Source organism: Rhodoferax fermentans (assembly GCF_002017865.1).
In the GTDB taxonomy this organism is placed as follows: domain Bacteria; phylum Pseudomonadota; class Gammaproteobacteria; order Burkholderiales; family Burkholderiaceae_C; genus Rhodoferax; species Rhodoferax fermentans.
In genome coordinates this window covers 1,992,087-2,006,388 of record NZ_MTJN01000002.1, presented here as the reverse complement: position 1 = coordinate 2,006,388, position 14,302 = coordinate 1,992,087, and the positions used below count along the sequence as shown (strand labels likewise).

General features: G+C 62.1%; 13 protein-coding genes. 7 read left to right on the top strand and 6 right to left on the bottom strand.

All coding sequences use genetic code 11. The annotated features are described in order from the left end of the window. Positions 1-129: 129 nt before the first annotated feature. Positions 130-2,352, top strand: coding sequence for a PhoX family protein (locus RF819_RS09535; protein ID WP_244899890.1), 2,223 nt, complete (start codon positions 130-132; stop codon positions 2,350-2,352). 14 nt (positions 2,353-2,366) lie between these two features. Continuing rightward, on the top strand, positions 2,367-3,116 hold the full coding sequence (locus RF819_RS09530; protein ID WP_338109579.1) for a lysophospholipid acyltransferase family protein: 750 nt from the start codon (positions 2,367-2,369) through the stop codon (positions 3,114-3,116). Positions 3,117-3,174: 58 nt separating this feature from the next. Here the strand turns inward: RF819_RS09530 and RF819_RS09525 are convergent, their stop codons facing one another. After that, the gene (locus tag RF819_RS09525) at positions 3,175-4,020 is read right to left on the bottom strand and encodes a GNAT family N-acetyltransferase (protein WP_078366871.1); all 846 of its coding nucleotides are present in this window, start codon (positions 4,018-4,020) and stop codon (positions 3,175-3,177) included. A 126-nt stretch (positions 4,021-4,146) separates the two neighbouring features. Here RF819_RS09525 and RF819_RS09520 point away from each other — a divergent pair, with 126 nt between their 5' ends. The 3 genes from RF819_RS09520 (at position 4,147) to RF819_RS09510 (ending at position 6,136) form a co-directional block, all read left to right on the top strand. Beyond that, on the top strand, positions 4,147-5,193 hold the full coding sequence (locus RF819_RS09520; RefSeq protein ID WP_078364770.1) for a permease: 1,047 nt from the start codon (positions 4,147-4,149) through the stop codon (positions 5,191-5,193). A 94-nt stretch (positions 5,194-5,287) separates the two neighbouring features. Next, a complete protein-coding gene (locus tag RF819_RS09515; protein ID WP_200224487.1) occupies positions 5,288-5,521 on the top strand; it encodes a thioredoxin family protein in 234 nt (77 codons plus the stop codon). Positions 5,522-5,542: 21 nt separating this feature from the next. Beyond that, a complete protein-coding gene (locus RF819_RS09510) occupies positions 5,543-6,136 on the top strand; it encodes a sigma-70 family RNA polymerase sigma factor (RefSeq protein WP_078364768.1) in 594 nt (197 codons plus the stop codon). Positions 6,137-6,173: 37 nt separating this feature from the next. Here RF819_RS09510 and RF819_RS21895 read toward each other — a convergent pair whose 3' ends face one another. Beyond that, entirely contained in the window at positions 6,174-7,766 is a 1,593-nt protein-coding gene (locus RF819_RS21895; RefSeq protein WP_078364767.1) for a methyl-accepting chemotaxis protein, read from the bottom strand. A gap of 352 nt (positions 7,767-8,118) precedes the next feature. Between RF819_RS21895 and ppx the strand changes: the two genes are divergently transcribed. Next, entirely contained in the window at positions 8,119-9,612 is a 1,494-nt protein-coding gene (gene ppx / locus RF819_RS09500; protein ID WP_078364766.1) for an exopolyphosphatase, read from the top strand. Positions 9,613-9,625: 13 nt separating this feature from the next. Here ppx and RF819_RS09495 read toward each other — a convergent pair whose 3' ends face one another. The 4 genes from RF819_RS09495 to RF819_RS09480 form a co-directional block, all read right to left on the bottom strand. Then, positions 9,626-10,102: a SixA phosphatase family protein gene (locus RF819_RS09495; RefSeq protein ID WP_078364765.1), complete on the bottom strand. Its 477-nt coding sequence runs from the start codon at positions 10,100-10,102 to the stop codon at positions 9,626-9,628. 20 nt (positions 10,103-10,122) lie between these two features. Next, the gene (gene ppk1 / locus RF819_RS09490) at positions 10,123-12,291 is read right to left on the bottom strand and encodes a polyphosphate kinase 1 (protein WP_078364764.1); all 2,169 of its coding nucleotides are present in this window, start codon (positions 12,289-12,291) and stop codon (positions 10,123-10,125) included. A gap of 86 nt (positions 12,292-12,377) precedes the next feature. Continuing rightward, positions 12,378-12,878, bottom strand: coding sequence for a GNAT family N-acetyltransferase (locus RF819_RS09485; RefSeq protein WP_078364763.1), 501 nt, complete (start codon positions 12,876-12,878; stop codon positions 12,378-12,380). Positions 12,879-13,014: 136 nt separating this feature from the next. Next, positions 13,015-13,758 (bottom strand): siderophore-interacting protein, encoded by a 744-nt coding sequence (locus RF819_RS09480; protein WP_078364762.1) that lies wholly within the window; start codon positions 13,756-13,758, stop codon positions 13,015-13,017. 34 nt (positions 13,759-13,792) lie between these two features. On the opposite strand from RF819_RS09480, the gene RF819_RS09475 reads away from it, so the two are divergent. Continuing rightward, a complete protein-coding gene (locus tag RF819_RS09475; protein ID WP_078364761.1) occupies positions 13,793-14,266 on the top strand; it encodes a MarR family winged helix-turn-helix transcriptional regulator in 474 nt (157 codons plus the stop codon). Positions 14,267-14,302 lie beyond the last annotated feature (36 nt).

The following is a 14,302-nucleotide window of genomic DNA, read 5'->3' as shown; positions in this document are numbered from 1 at the left end:
AGCGTCTGTGTGCCTGTAGGCGCATTCTTGGCCGCTTGGGTGCCGTGGGTGAGGTACTTTGTCACGAAAGTTTCATAAACGGCAGGAACACTCAGCCCGTCGTTTAACCAACCTACAAGGCATGCCAACGTGAACACTTCCAATCAGCGTCCCAATGACATCTTCAACGAAGAAGACTCGAACACCTCCAGCAACCCGCACATCGACGCCGTGGTCAGCGCCCGGCTGAGCCGTCGCAGCATGTTGCTCAGTGGTGTGGGTGCTGCCGGTGGCGCCCTGCTGGGTGGTATCGGTCTGAGCGGCTGCGCCACTTCGGCCACCGCAGGTGCAGGTGCCGGTGCCGCTGCCCTGTCTGCGCCCCTGAGCACCCTGGGTTTTGCCGCTGTGGGCAAAAGCCTGATGGATACCGTGACCGTGGCCGACGGTTACCAGACCCAGGTGCTCTACGCGCTGGGCGACCCGCTCACCGCCAGCACACCCGCTTACAAGAATGACGGCACCGACACCGACTTTGACAAACGTGCCGGTGACCACCATGACGGCATGGAATGGTTTGGCCTGGATGCCAATGGCAAGCCTTCTGCCTCCAGCACCCAGCGCGCGTTGTTGGCCATCAACCACGAGGCCACCACCGACGAAAAACTCAGCTCCTTCTTCCTGCACGCCAATGGCGGCACCTCCAAGCTGCCACGTCCGGCCAGCGAGGTGGACAAAGAGCTGGCCATCCACGGTGTCTCGGTGGTGGAAATTGAAGCCAAGGGCAGCCAGTGGGCGTACAAAGCGGGCTCACCGTTCAACCGCCGCGTCACCACCATGACCGAAGTCCTGGTCCACGGCCCGGCCAAGGGCAGTGAACATCTGGTCACCAAATTCAGCCCGGACGGCACCCGCGCACGCGGCACGCTCAACAACTGCGGCACCGGCAAAACGCCCTGGAACACCTTTGTGTCGGGTGAAGAAAACTGGTCTGGTTACTTTTATCGTGATGCCAAGGACGACGACCGCCGTGGCAAGAAAAGCCCGCAAGTGCTGGGTCTGGACCGTTATGGCCGCAAAGCCGGCGCCGCCAGCCGCCATGGCTGGGAGAGCGCGGGCGCGGGGGATGCTTATGTGCGCTGGAACAACGGCGCCCTGGCGTCTGATGCCAAAAGCGACTACCGCAACGAGATGAACACCTTTGGTTATGTGGTGGAAATGGACGCCTACAACAGCCGTCTGGCGGTGCGCAAGCGTACCGGCTTGGGCCGTTTTGCCCATGAAAGTGTGAGTTTTGCCAAACCCGTGCCCGGCCAGCCGATCGTGGCCTACATGGGTGACGACTCACGCGGTGAATACATGTACAAGTTTGTCTCCGCTGCCAAATGGGATGCTGCCGACGCACACAGCGCCAACCCGCTGGACGTGGGTGACAAATACCTTGACAAAGGCACCTTGTACGCAGCCAGTTTCAAGGCAGACGGCACCGGCCAATGGCTGGAGCTGTCGATGGCCAACCCGATTGTGGCTGCCAACCCCGACTTTGCCTTCAAGTCCGATGCCGACATCGCCATCTTCACCCGCCTGGCCGCCGATGCGGTCAACGCCACCAAGATGGATCGCCCGGAATGGGGTGGTGTGAACCCACGCACCGGCGACTTCTACATGACGCTGACCAACAACAGCAACCGCACGGTGGACGGTGAGATGGGTGTGGACGCGGCCAACCCACGCACCTACACCGACCTCAAAGCGGGCAAAGAGCAAAAAGGCAATGTCAACGGTCACATCATCCGCGTGGCGCAAGCCAACCCGGCGGACACCAAATTCACCTGGGACATCTACCTGTTTGCCTCGGAAGCCGATGCCGACAAGACCCGTGTCAACCTGTCGAACCTGACCGATGACAACGACCTGTCGGCACCCGATGGCCTGGTGTTCAGCCCGTCCACCGGCGTGTGCTGGATCCAGACCGACGACGGCGCGATGACCGACAAGACCAACTGCATGTTGCTGGCGGCCATTCCCGGCAAGGTCGGTGACGGCAGCAGCAAAACGCTCACCTACAAACGCGGTGATGGCAGCGAGAAGCGTGTCGACACCCCGATGGGCAAGGCGCAGTCGGCTGACATCCTCAAGCGCTTCCTGGTGGGCCCGGTCAACTGCGAGATCACCGGTCTGTGCGAGTCACCTGATGGCCGCGCGATGTTCATCAACATCCAGCACCCGGGTGAACTCACCCCCATGGCCGACATTGGCAACCCTGCCAAGTACACCAGCCACTGGCCTGCCAACGCAGGTTACGGCGCCGGTCAACGCCCCCGCTCCGCCACCATCGTCATCACCAAAAAAGACGGTGGTGTGATCGGTAGCTGAGGCGAGCGGCTTCCATGCTGATGCGCCAGCAGCTGTTAGCCAGCTGGCGCCTGTTGCGGCTGGGCGGCCACCTGATCGGTGGTCTGGCCACGCTGCGCTGGCGCTTTCCGGGCTGGTCCGCCGCCCGGCAACAAGAGGAAATTCAGGCTTGGGCCCTTGCTGCGCTTGGGCTTTTAGCTATTGATTTAAAAGTGTCTGGCGCGCCGCCAGCAACCGGCCCGGCATTGCGGGTGTCCAACCATGTGTCGTGGCTGGACATTCTGGTACTGCAGGCCACCAGCCCGAGCCGTTTTGTCGCCAAGGCCGAGGTGCGCCAGTGGCCGCTGATGGGGCGACTGGCCGCCAAGGCCGGCACACTGTTCATCAGCCGCGAGTCACCCCGTGACGCACTGCGTGTGGTGCACCAGATGGCCGAGCACCTCCAAGCCGGTGAGGTGTTGACGATCTTCCCGGAAGGCACCACCAGCAACGGGCAGCAGGTGCTGCCGTTTCACGCGAATTTGTTCCAGGCGGCGGTGTCCGCCAAGGCGCCGGTGCAGGCGCTGGCGCTGCAGTTTGTAGAGCGCGCCAGTGGCCAGGTCAGCCTGGCACCGATCTACATTGATGAAGACACGCTGTTGCAGTCGATGTGGCGCACGGTGCGCCATCCGGGTTTGCGGGCAGAGGTGCGGCTGGGGCCGGTGCAGCCGCCTTTGGGGCGGGACCGGAGAGCGCTCTCCCAGGACACCCGCGCCGCTGTGGATAACCTGCGTTGTCTGGTGTGAGCTGAGCGCGCATCAGCGGCGAGGGGCGCCTGAACGCGGCGCCCCGTCAACAAAAGACTCAGTTGCCCAGAAAGTGTTTGCGATAACGCGCAGGCAGGTCGTGGATGCGCATCAACATCGGCAAGTCGGCGGTGTTGAAGTCCGGGTCCCAGGCTGGCGCACCCAGCACTTTGGCACCCAGGCGCAAATAACCTTTGATCAGCGCCGGTGGCTCCACCTGGAGGCTGGCATCGAGTTGCTCCACCGGCAGGGGAAGGCGCGGGCGCACATGGAACTCGATGGGTGCCATGTGGGTGGCTTGGAGCTGGCGCCAGATGCTGGCCGCCACATCCCCACTGACCACACCGTTGTGCAGCATCGGGATGCTGGCGCAACCGACCATGGTGTCAAGCTGGTTGCGCACCATGAACTCGGCCAAGGCACCCCACAGCGCCATGATCACACCACCGTGGCGGTGCTCCGGGTGCACACAGCTGCGGCCCAGTTCAACCATGCGTTCGCGCAAGGAGCGCAGGCGCACCAGGTCAAACTCGGTGTCGCTGTAGGTGCTGCCAATGCGTTTGGCCTGCGCCGGGGTCAACACGCGGTAGGTGCCCACCACCTGCTGGGTGGCCTCGTCTCGCACCAGCAGGTGCTCACAGTAGGCGTCAAAAATGTCCACGTCGTGGCCGGGCACCGTGGTGCTCAGGCGCGCGCCCATTTCATCGGCAAATACCTGGTACCTCAGACGCTGGGCTTGGCGCACCTCGTCGGCATGGCGCGCCCACGATACCTGCAGACCACCGCGCTCAGTTTTAACCAGATGGGGCGACGGTTCAGGCTGGCGTAGGTCAGGTCGATGAAGTGACCCCCTGGGCAACGAGACCGGGGAAAAAGCAAATGTGGGGTTAGGTAGTTCTCTCATGGTCATGCTCCTTGGTTTGCCATAGATGTTGCGAGACCGTGATGACGCTTTGATGGAGGATCAATGACATTTGCGTGACGTACGCGCAGGCTGCATCCTTTTGGCAACGGCTGCGTCTACACGGGTATGAACACCTTGTCGTCGACCCTCACCACGTGGCCCAAGCGCCAGCCGCTGCTTTTTTTGATCGTCGCCGTTGCCGTCTGGCTCGGCCTGTACCAGCTGTTGTTGCCGCTGTCAGAGGCACTGGTGGCGCAGTTGCCGCTTGAGCGCAGCAGCCACCTCGGCGGGGCACTGCAGTTTTTCATCTATGACACACCCAAGGTGCTGCTGCTCTTGACCGGCGTGGTGTTTGTCATGGGGCTGGTCAACAGCTACTTCACGCCCGAGCGCACGCGGGCGCTGCTGGCCGGGCGCAGTGAAGGGCTTGCCAATGTGATGGCCGCCTCTTTAGGCATCGTCACCCCGTTTTGCAGTTGCTCGGCGGTGCCGCTGTTCATTGGCTTTGTGCAGGCGGGTGTGCCGCTGGGGGTGACGTTTTCGTTTTTGATCTCGGCGCCGATGGTCAACGAGGTAGCTCTCACCCTGCTGTTTGGTTTGTTTGGCTGGCAAGTGGCGCTGCTCTACCTGGGCCTGGGCTTGAGTGTGGCGATGGTCGCGGGCTGGACGTTTGGCCGCCTCAAGATGGAAGCCCACCTGGAAGACTGGGTGCGCGACATGCCCAGACAAACCGCCAACTTTGAGGCGAACGAGGTTTTACTGGCAGAGCGGCTGGAGGCCGGTTTTGCCGCCGTGCGCCAGATTGTGGGCAAGGTCTGGCCTTACATCCTGGTTGGGATCGCCATCGGTGCGGGCATCCATGGGTATGTGCCGCAGGACTTCATGGCCAGTTTCATGGGCAAAGAAGCCTGGTGGAGTGTGCCGCTGGCGGTGCTGATTGGGGTGCCGATGTACAGCAACGCCGCTGGTGTGATCCCGATCGTGCAGGCGCTGCTGGCCAAGGGCGCCGCTTTGGGCACGGTGCTGGCGTTCATGATGAGTGTGATTGCGCTCTCCTTGCCCGAGATGATCATCCTGCGCAAGGTGCTCAAAGTGCGCCTGATCGCCACCTTTGTCGGGGTGGTGGCCAGCGGCATCCTGCTGGTGGGCTGGGTGTTCAACGCGGTGCTGTAGGCGCCAGGCAGGCCGCTGAGCACCATTTATACGAAAAACCAGGCCTTAGCCCTTATTTAGCAAGGGCTTATAGCTATCTTTACTGGAGTAAATCATGGACATCAAAGTACTCGGCACCGGCTGTGCCAACTGCAAAAATACCCAGGCCCTGATCGAACAGGTGGCCCAAGACAAAGGGGTGGCCATTGCCCTGAGCAAGGTCGAAGACTTGCGCGAGATTTTGGCCTATGGCGTGATGAGCACCCCGGGCGTGGTGATCAATGGCCAAGTGGTGCATGCCGGTGGTGTGCCCAGCCGCGACAAGGTGACGCGGTGGTTTGAGGCCTGAGCCGCTGCTACAGTGTGATGGATGGCATCTGACACCCTGCCCCATCCGTTCGAGACCGCAGCCACCGCGCCAGCGGTGCCTGGATTTGACTGTGTGTTGCGCGCCTGGCACGCCCATGAGGCCGAGTTGCTGGGCTATTTGACGCAGCAATTACACGACCGCCCCCAGGCCGAAGACCTGTTACAAGAGGTTTTCCTCAAGTCCATGCGCCTGGGGCGGGGTTTTTGCAGCCTGGACAACCCGCGCGCCTGGCTCTACCGCGTGGCCAAGAACACACTGATCGACCATCTGCGCGCCAACAAACCACTTTGTGAGCTGCCCGACGACTTGCCCGCCCCGGTGCATGAGCGCGCTGCCGTCGATGCGCTGGACCTGTGCCTGCTGCGCAACATCGAACGCCTGGGGCTGGAAGACCGCAGCATCTTGCAGGCCTGCGACATCAACGGTGTGACCGTGCGGGTTTTTGCCCAGACCCAGGCTCTGGGGCTGCCTGCTGCCAAATCGCGTTTGTTGCGCGCACGCCAGCGGCTGCGTCAGTTGCTGGTGGACCACTGTCAGGTCCAATTTGACGAACGTGGCCAGGTCTGCTGCCATGTCGCCAGCGGCACACTGTGAGTGGCGCTGGCGCCTGGGCTTGTGATCTGCCCGCTGTTTAGGCCAAGGCAGGTCGGAATGAGCCGCTGAGCGTGTAGTTGCCAGCATCCCCCAATTTGAAGGTGCCAACCACCTGCACCAGATTCTTGGCTTGCGATTTGAGGCTGCTGGCCGCTGCGGCCATTTGCTCCACCAAGGCCGCGTTCTGCTGGGTGGCCTGGTCCATGTGGGTGACCGCCTCGCCGACCTGGGCCACACCCAAAGACTGTTCGGTGCTGGCGGCACTGATCTCGCCCATGATGTCGGTCACACGCCGGATGCTGTTGACCACCTCGGTCATGGTTTCACCCGCCTGGTCCACCAGGATGCTGCCTTGGCCGACCCGTTCCACACTGGCATTGATCAGTTGCTTGATTTCTTTGGCAGCCTCGGCGCTGCGCCCGGCCAGCGATCGCACCTCGGAGGCCACCACGGCAAAACCTCGACCCTGTTCACCGGCCCGGGCGGCCTCGACTGCCGCGTTGAGCGCCAGGATGTTGGTCTGGAACGCGATGCCGTCAATGACGCTGATGATGTCGGCAATTTTGTGGGACGACTCGTTGATGCCTTTCATGGTCTGCACCACTTGGCCCACCACCTCGCCACCTTGTTGCGCCACGGCCGAGGCACTCATGGCCAGCTGGTTGGCGGTACGCGCCGATTCGGCATTCTGTTTGACGGTGGCGCCCAGCTCTTCCATGCTGGCTGAGGTTTCTTCCAGCGCGCTGGCCTGTTGTTCGGTGCGGGCTGACAGGTCGTGGTTGGCGTCGGCGATCTCAGAGCTGGCCGTGGCCACCCCTTCGGAGCCGCTGCGCACATTGCTGACCACCTCGACCAGACTGGCCTGCATCAAAGACAAGGCGTCCAGTAGCTCACCCACCTCATCGCGGCTGGCGTGCAAGATGCGTGCGGTGAGGTCACCGCTGGCGGTGGTCTGAGCAAACACCACCGCTTCACCAATGGGGCGGGTGACCGAACGGGTGATCACCACCGCCAGAACCGCTGCCAGCAGCAGGGCCGCCACGGTGGCCACCGCGATGACGATGGTGGTGCTGGTATTGGCCTGGGTGGCGGTGCTGATGTCCTCTTTGGACATGTCAACCTGGAGCGCCATCAGCTTTTCCAGCGGCTCAAAAAATTTGGGTGCCAGCGGGCTGATTTTTGCCTTGTAAATGGCCAAGGCCTCTTCGGTCTTGCCGTCTTGCAAGGCCTGTTTGGCCGGGTTTAATCCCTCGTTGCGGAAGGCCGCCAGGGCAGGCTCCACCTCGGCCACCAGGGCCTTTTCTTCCGGAGCCAGGTGGGTGGCCAAGAAGTCTTTCCAGTCCTGGTCAAGGGTGGCGGCATTTTTGCTCATCTCGGCCGCGCGTTTGCTGATGTTGGCAGGGTCCGGGTTGAGCAACATGTCCATCACCAGGGTGCGATCCCGGATGGCCAGGTATTGCACCGCACTCATTTTGCTCATGGGCACCACGCTGTCGGCGTACATGTCAACCGTGCCGCCGAACATCTTCTCGATGCCCGCCCAGCCGGTGTAGGCAATGCCCAGGAGCAGCAGCACCAGGGTCAGGAAGGCGCCTGACAGGCGTGCACCGATTTTGAAATTGTTGAGCATGATGGTTTCTCTCTGAAAAAGATGGCCACTGGGGTCAGCGGCAGCGCGTGTCTTTGTTGCGGGAAGAGTCGGCTGCACGGGCGCTGACCACGACGGTTAATAAATCAATCTACGAGAAATTTTACCACTTATTAACAATTTTAATCATATTTGTGTGTTTTCAGTATGGCACACACGGCCGCGTACGTGTTGATTGATTTGCCATATCTGCCAACAACCGGGGCCAACAGGCCTTGCCCAGCGCTGTGGGCAAGTGCTGCTCGGCAAGTCTCACAGTCCGTGTACCTCGAGCCACACCTGCCTGACACGGCTTTGACATATAGCTGTCACGCCACAAACGTAAACTCCTGGTATGAACAACGGCACATTCCTGGCAGCCATCGACCTCGGCTCCAACAGTTTTCGGCTCGAAGTCGGGCGTTTTGACCATGGCCAGATCCAGCGCGTGGATTACCTCAAGGAAACCGTGCGCCTGGGCAACGGGTTTGACGAGGACCGCAACCTGTCGCTCGAAGCCATGACACGCGGCTGGGACTGCTTGGCACGTTTTGCCGAACGGCTGGCGGGTTTTGAGCCGGGCCAGGTACGTGCGGTGGCCACCCAGACCCTGCGCGAGGCCAGAAACCGCGATGTTTTCTTAAAACGCGGCCAGCAGGTGCTGGGTTTCCCGATTGAGGTGATTGCCGGCACCGAAGAGGCGCGGCTGATTTACCAGGGTGTGGCACACCTGTTGCCGCAAAGCGCCGAGCGGCGGCTGGTGATCGACATTGGCGGGCGCTCCACCGAGCTGGTGCTGGGCTGCGGCACCGAGGCCCAGCACACCGCCTCGTACCGGGTGGGCAGCGTGACCTGGTCGATGAAGTATTTTCCCAATGGGGAGTTCACCGAGCAGTCGCTTTACCGCGCCGAAATTGCAGCCCAGGCGGTGCTTGATGAAGCGCTGAGCAACTACCCGCGCCAGCAGTGGGACGCCGCTTATGGCGCCTCGGGCACGGTCGGCGCGGTGGCCGACATCCTGGCACTGGCGGGCTGGCCCGAAGGCCAGATCACCACCGAAGGTCTGCACTGGCTGGTCAAATGCCTGCTGCGGGCCGGCAGCGCCAACCAGGTGCAACTGGCAGGCCTCAAGGACGACCGCCGAGCGGTGCTGGGCGGTGGCGTGAGTGTGCTGCGTGGTTTGATGGACCTGCTCAAGATCGACACCTTGCAGGTGGCCCAGGGCGCGCTGCGCCACGGTGTGTTGCTCGAGATGATCGAGCGCCAGGGCCAGACCAGCGATGCCCGTGATGTCTCGGTGCAGCGCCTGGCGCGCAAGTTTGCGGTGGATGCCAAACAGGCCGCCCGGGTGGCTGCAGTGGCCGAGCGCTTGCTGGGGCAACTGGTGGCGCCAGATGCACCCGAGGCCACCGGCCTGCAGCGCAAGCTGCGCTGGGCCAGCACCCTGCATGAGGTCGGTATGGCGATCTCCAACAGCGATTACCACAAACATGGCGCCTACATTCTGGAAAACGCCGACACCGTGGGGTTCAGCCTGCCCGAGTTGCACCGACTGGGCCTCTTGGTGCTGGGCCACCGCGGCAAACTCAAGAAGTTGGATGCCGAGTTGGAGGAGCCCGGTTTTGTCATGCAGCTGCTGGCGCTGCGCCTGGCGGTGATCCTGTGCCACGCCCGCCAAGACCCGCAGGACCAAGGCCTGACACTGGCCTACAACGCCAAACGGCAGCGTTTCACCCTGACAGTCGACGAAGCCTGGACCATCGACTTTCCGCAGTCAGCCCACCTGCTGCGCCAGGAAAACCTGGCCTGGCAGAAAATGTTGTGGAGTTTTGAGCTGGTGGTGCAATAAGCACCTACAGCGATCAGATCAGGTCGGGGCTGATCACGGTGAGCAAGGACACCTGCACCACCTCGTTGTGGTGGCGGCTGCGCAGCCACCAGACCGCTCCTTTGCGCATGTCACAGGCCGACTCGGCCACACCCAGCAGGCGCGCGGCGATTTGCCCGAACATCGGCTGGTGACCCACCAGCAGCACCGCGCCTTTCTGCGACGGGCCGTTCTCGGTGGTCCATTTGATAAAAGCCAGGGCGTCATCGGCGCTGGCTTCGGGCGCCAGCTCGTCACGGAACTTGAACTTGCGCCCCAGGGCGCGGGCGGTCTGCTCGGCCCGCCGGGCCGGGCTCACCAGCACCCGGGTGCTGTCGGGTAACTGGCGGTCCAGCCATTTGGCCACACGTGCCGCCTGACCTTCCCCCTTGCTCGTGAGTGGGCGCGACAGGTCGTCGCAGCCAGGCTCGGCATCGTGGGCCTGGGCATGCCGCCAGAGTACCAAATCCATAGCAATACTCCCTTATTTCATCAGGGCTTAGACGAATAAATGGCCATTAACTTGTCTTGTGCACCGAGCGCCGCCTTGGGCTTGCCCGCCACCCGGCCCCGCCCGGTTTGGAGCTGGGTGTAATGACCGTCAGCGCCCATCGTCCAGGCGTCCACCGCGTCGGCCAGGTACAAAGTCAGGCACTCGTGAATGATGCGCTGGCGCAGGGCTGCGTCTTCCACCGGCCAGGCCAGTTCGACCCGGCGCAGCATGTTACGGTTCATCCAGTCGGCACTCGACAGGTAGAGCGACTCGTTGGTTCCACTCTGGAAATAAAACACCCGTGAGTGCTCCAGAAAACGGCCAATGATCGAGCGCACCCGGATGTTGTCGGAGAAACCGGCGCGCTGCGCGGGCAGCATACAGGCGCCACGCACAATCAGATCCACCTCGACCCCGGCCTGACCGGCACGCACCAGCGCCTCCATCAGCTTCTCGTCGGTCAGGCTGTTCATCTTGAGGATGATGCGCCCGGCCACACCGCTGGCAGCGGCCTTGGCGACCTTGTCGACCCGCTCGATCAGGCTGCGTTGTAAATGGAAGGGTGCCAGGATCAGTTTGTTGAGTTTGGGGATGCGGCTCTGGTTGGCCAGCAGACCAAACACGGTTTCCATATCGGCGGTCAGGCTGGGGTTGGCCGTCAGGTAACTCAGGTCGGTGTAGAGCCGGGCAGTTTTGGGGTTGTAGTTGCCGGTGGACAGGTGGGCATAACGGCGGATGTCACGGCCCTCGCGGCGCGACACCAGCAGCATCTTGGCATGGGTTTTCAGGCCCACGATGCCGTACACCACCTGAGCGCCGATGTATTCGAGCTTCTCGGCCCAGTTGATGTTGGCCTCTTCGTCAAAACGTGCTTTGAGTTCCACCACCACCGTGACTTCCTTGCCACGCTGCACCGCCTGGCGCAATAACTCCATCAGCACCGAGTCCGAGCCGGTGCGGTAAATGGTCTGTTTGATGGCCAGCACGTCGGGGTCCATCACCGCCTCACGCAAAAAGGCCAGCACACCGTCAAAACTCTCGTAGGGCTGGTGGATCAGCACGTCACCCTTTTGCAGCTGCTCGAAAATCGGGGTGTTAGGTGCCAGCTGGTGTGGGAAGCTGGCCTCATAACGTGGCCACAACCATTTGGGCTGGTCCACCAGGTCGATCAGCTGGTTCAGGCGCACCAGATTCACCGGCCCATGCACCCGGTACAGCGCCGAGGTCGGCAATTCAAACTGGCGCAGCAGCAGGTCCGACAACACCTCGGGACAGCCGGCCGACACCTCCAGACGCACCGCCTGCCCGTAGTTGCGGTGCACCAGGCCTTGGCGCAGCGCGGTGCGCAGGTTTTTCACATCTTCTTCGTCGACCGACAGGTCGGAATGGCGGGTCACCCGGAACTGCGAAAAGTCGCCCACGGTCCGCCCCGGGAACAGGTCTTCGAGGTGACTGCGGATGACGCTGGAAATCGACACAAACAGCGTGCGTTTGCCTGAGAGTTTCTCGGGCATGCGGATAAAACGCGGCAGGCTGCGCGGCACCTTGACGATGGCGATCTCGTTTTCGCGCCCGAACGCATCGCGGCCCGACAGGCGCACGATGAAATTGAGCGACTTGTTGGCCACCTGCGGAAACGGGTGGGATGGGTCCAACCCTACTGGTAGCAACAGTGGGCGCACCTCACGCTCGAACAGTGACTTGACCCAACGCCGCTGCGCCAGTGTGCGTTCGCTGTGGGAGACGATGCGCACTCCCTCTTTGGCAAAGGCCGGGATCAGCACATCGTTGTAGAGCGCGTATTGCTGTTCCACCAGCATGTGGGCCACACCACTCAAGGACTCCTGAGCCTTGGCGTCAATCGCACTGAGGTCGGCCTTGGGTTTGGCCAGGCTGGTGTACAAGGCCGCACGCACCTCAAAGAACTCATCAAGGTTGGAGGACACGATGGTCAGGTAACGCAGCCGCTCCAGCAGCGGCACGTCGGTCTTTTTGGCCCACTGCAGCACCCGCGCATTGAAGGCCAGCAGACTCAGATCGCGGTCCAGCCAGCTGGTGTCCACCGGCACCGGCGTTGGGATGGTTTTGGTTTTGACCCTGGCTTTGGCAGGCGCAGGCAAAACAGCGGGAACAGGCGTGGCGTCTGGGGTGGGAGCGGTGTCAATCATGCGGGCCTAAGTCGGTTATTCACCAAGTGTGACGGTTTGACATGTCATTTTGATGACATCTGTGTGTCGGTGGCAAGTGGCTTGGATCAAGCGCGGGCGCTAAATCCTTCGTGAAAAAGCACTGTGCCCTGGGGGACGGGTTCAACAAAAGGCAAGACCAGGAAATACGCCTGGGGGATACCTTCATACACCAGCTGGGGCTGGTTCCTGAAGCCAAAACGCTGGTAGTAGTTGGGGTCACCCACCAGGGCGCAGCCACTGGCGCCGAGGGCTTTTAACGAACACAAACCTTCGTGGACCAGCGATTTGCCAATACCCTGGCGCTGGTACTCGGGCCAGACCGAGATCGGCCCCAGGCTGTACCAGTGGGGGCTGCCGTCGGACAGCGTGATCGGTGAAAACGCCACATGACCCAGCACCCGCCCCCCGAACTCGGCCACCAGCGACACCGTCAGCACCCGGGCCTGGCGCAAGGCCCGAATCACATACTGCTCGGTGTGCTGGCTGATGCTCAGGGTCTGAAAGGCCGCGATCGTGACTTCTTCGATGGCAGCGATGTCCGCTGCCGTTTCCCTGCGTATGATCATTGTGGGCTCCCTTTTTTGGGGAGTCAGCTTAGCCCAAGCCCTGTCTGGATGCAATGTTCCTACAGGGTGATTTGCCCTGCTGAGGGTTTTAGACAACGGACAGGGCTGTGCTGTGTGGTCGCCTGTCCTGTATCTCTCAGCCGTGGGTACTTTCCTTTTGGTAGTTTGCCGTGCCTTGCTTCCAGTACGCCGAGATGCGGGTGGACGCCAGCGGTAGCTGTTGGTGCGTGAGCAGCACATCGCGCACCTGCGCCATGACACTGGCCTCGCCCGCAGCCCAGGCAAAACCATCGCCGCCGGGCAAGACCAGCTCGCGCACCGCCCGAAGCAGGTCGTCGTGGCTGTGCACCCATTGCACATCCAGACTGGCTGCAGACGCAAACTGCCGCTGGTCCGCGCTGTTGTTGACATGGGCGATGACCCGTGCGTGCGACCCCGCAGGCAGCTCCTCCAGTCGGCGGTGGATGGCGGGCAGGGCCGAAGCGTCACCCACCAGCAGATGCCAGTCGTAGTCCAGCGGGATGATCATCGAGCCGCGCGGGCCGCCGATGACGGCGGTGTCGCCCAGCTTGGCGTCACGTGCCCACTGGCTGGCCGGACCGTGCTCGTGCAGCGCGAATTCCAGGGTCAGCTCACGGCGCTGCAGGTCAAAGTGGCGCGGTGTGAAATCGCGCCGCTGCAAGTTGCCGCTGCTGTCAGGCACCATGAACTTCACGTGGTCGTCAAAGGACAGCGAGACAAAGTTGGCCAGCGACTCACCACCGAAGGTGATGGCCACAAAGCCCGGGCTCAGGCGCTCGATGCGGGTGACGGTGACGTCACGCAGATGCAGCTCGTGGCGGACGCGTTCGATACGGCGGGTGGGGGAGATGGTTTGCATGGTCAGATCGATTTGGTTGATAATGTCATCTATTATGAGCAAACAAGTTGATACTGTCAACCAATCGGCTTCGCCAGCCGAAGACGATGTGCTGGAGGTCTTGCACGGACTGATGCACCAGTTGCGCGCGCGGCATCTGGCCAGTGGCGACGAGGCCGCCCCAGGCATCGGGCCGATGGAGCGCAAGGCGCTGCGGTTTTTTGCCCACCATCCGGGTGCCACACAGAGTGAGCTGGTGCAGCATTCCGGGCGCGACAAGGGGCAATTGGCGCGTTTGATTGCCGGCTTAAAAACACGCGGCTTGCTGGAAGCCCGGCCCGACGAGAAAGATCGCCGTGTGATCCGCCTCCACCCCACCGAGCAGGCACATGCCCTGTACCAACAGGTTCAGCAGCAACGCAAGGCACTCTCAGCCAAAGCGCTGGCCGGCCTGAGCCAGGAACAGCAGCAGCAGCTGGTGGCCTTGCTCAAGCTCATGGGGCGCAACTTGCAGGCGCTGGACGATTAAGACCTGGCCATACAGGGGGGTGGCTCCGACGCCGCA

Coding starts and splice junctions, on each gene's coding strand:
- RF819_RS09530 (WP_338109579.1), top strand. CDS start 2,367: ATGCTGATGCGCCAGCAGCTGTTAGCCAGCTGGCGCCTGTTGCGGCTG.
- RF819_RS09525 (WP_078366871.1), bottom strand. CDS start 4,020: ATGAGAGAACTACCTAACCCCACATTTGCTTTTTCCCCGGTCTCGTTG.
- RF819_RS09520 (WP_078364770.1), top strand. CDS start 4,147: ATGAACACCTTGTCGTCGACCCTCACCACGTGGCCCAAGCGCCAGCCG.
- RF819_RS09515 (WP_200224487.1), top strand. CDS start 5,288: ATGGACATCAAAGTACTCGGCACCGGCTGTGCCAACTGCAAAAATACC.
- RF819_RS09510 (WP_078364768.1), top strand. CDS start 5,543: ATGGCATCTGACACCCTGCCCCATCCGTTCGAGACCGCAGCCACCGCG.
- RF819_RS21895 (WP_078364767.1), bottom strand. CDS start 7,766: ATGCTCAACAATTTCAAAATCGGTGCACGCCTGTCAGGCGCCTTCCTG.
- ppx (WP_078364766.1), top strand. CDS start 8,119: ATGAACAACGGCACATTCCTGGCAGCCATCGACCTCGGCTCCAACAGT.
- RF819_RS09495 (WP_078364765.1), bottom strand. CDS start 10,102: ATGGATTTGGTACTCTGGCGGCATGCCCAGGCCCACGATGCCGAGCCT.
- ppk1 (WP_078364764.1), bottom strand. CDS start 12,291: ATGATTGACACCGCTCCCACCCCAGACGCCACGCCTGTTCCCGCTGTT.
- RF819_RS09485 (WP_078364763.1), bottom strand. CDS start 12,878: ATGATCATACGCAGGGAAACGGCAGCGGACATCGCTGCCATCGAAGAA.
- RF819_RS09480 (WP_078364762.1), bottom strand. CDS start 13,758: ATGCAAACCATCTCCCCCACCCGCCGTATCGAACGCGTCCGCCACGAG.
- RF819_RS09475 (WP_078364761.1), top strand. CDS start 13,793: ATGAGCAAACAAGTTGATACTGTCAACCAATCGGCTTCGCCAGCCGAA.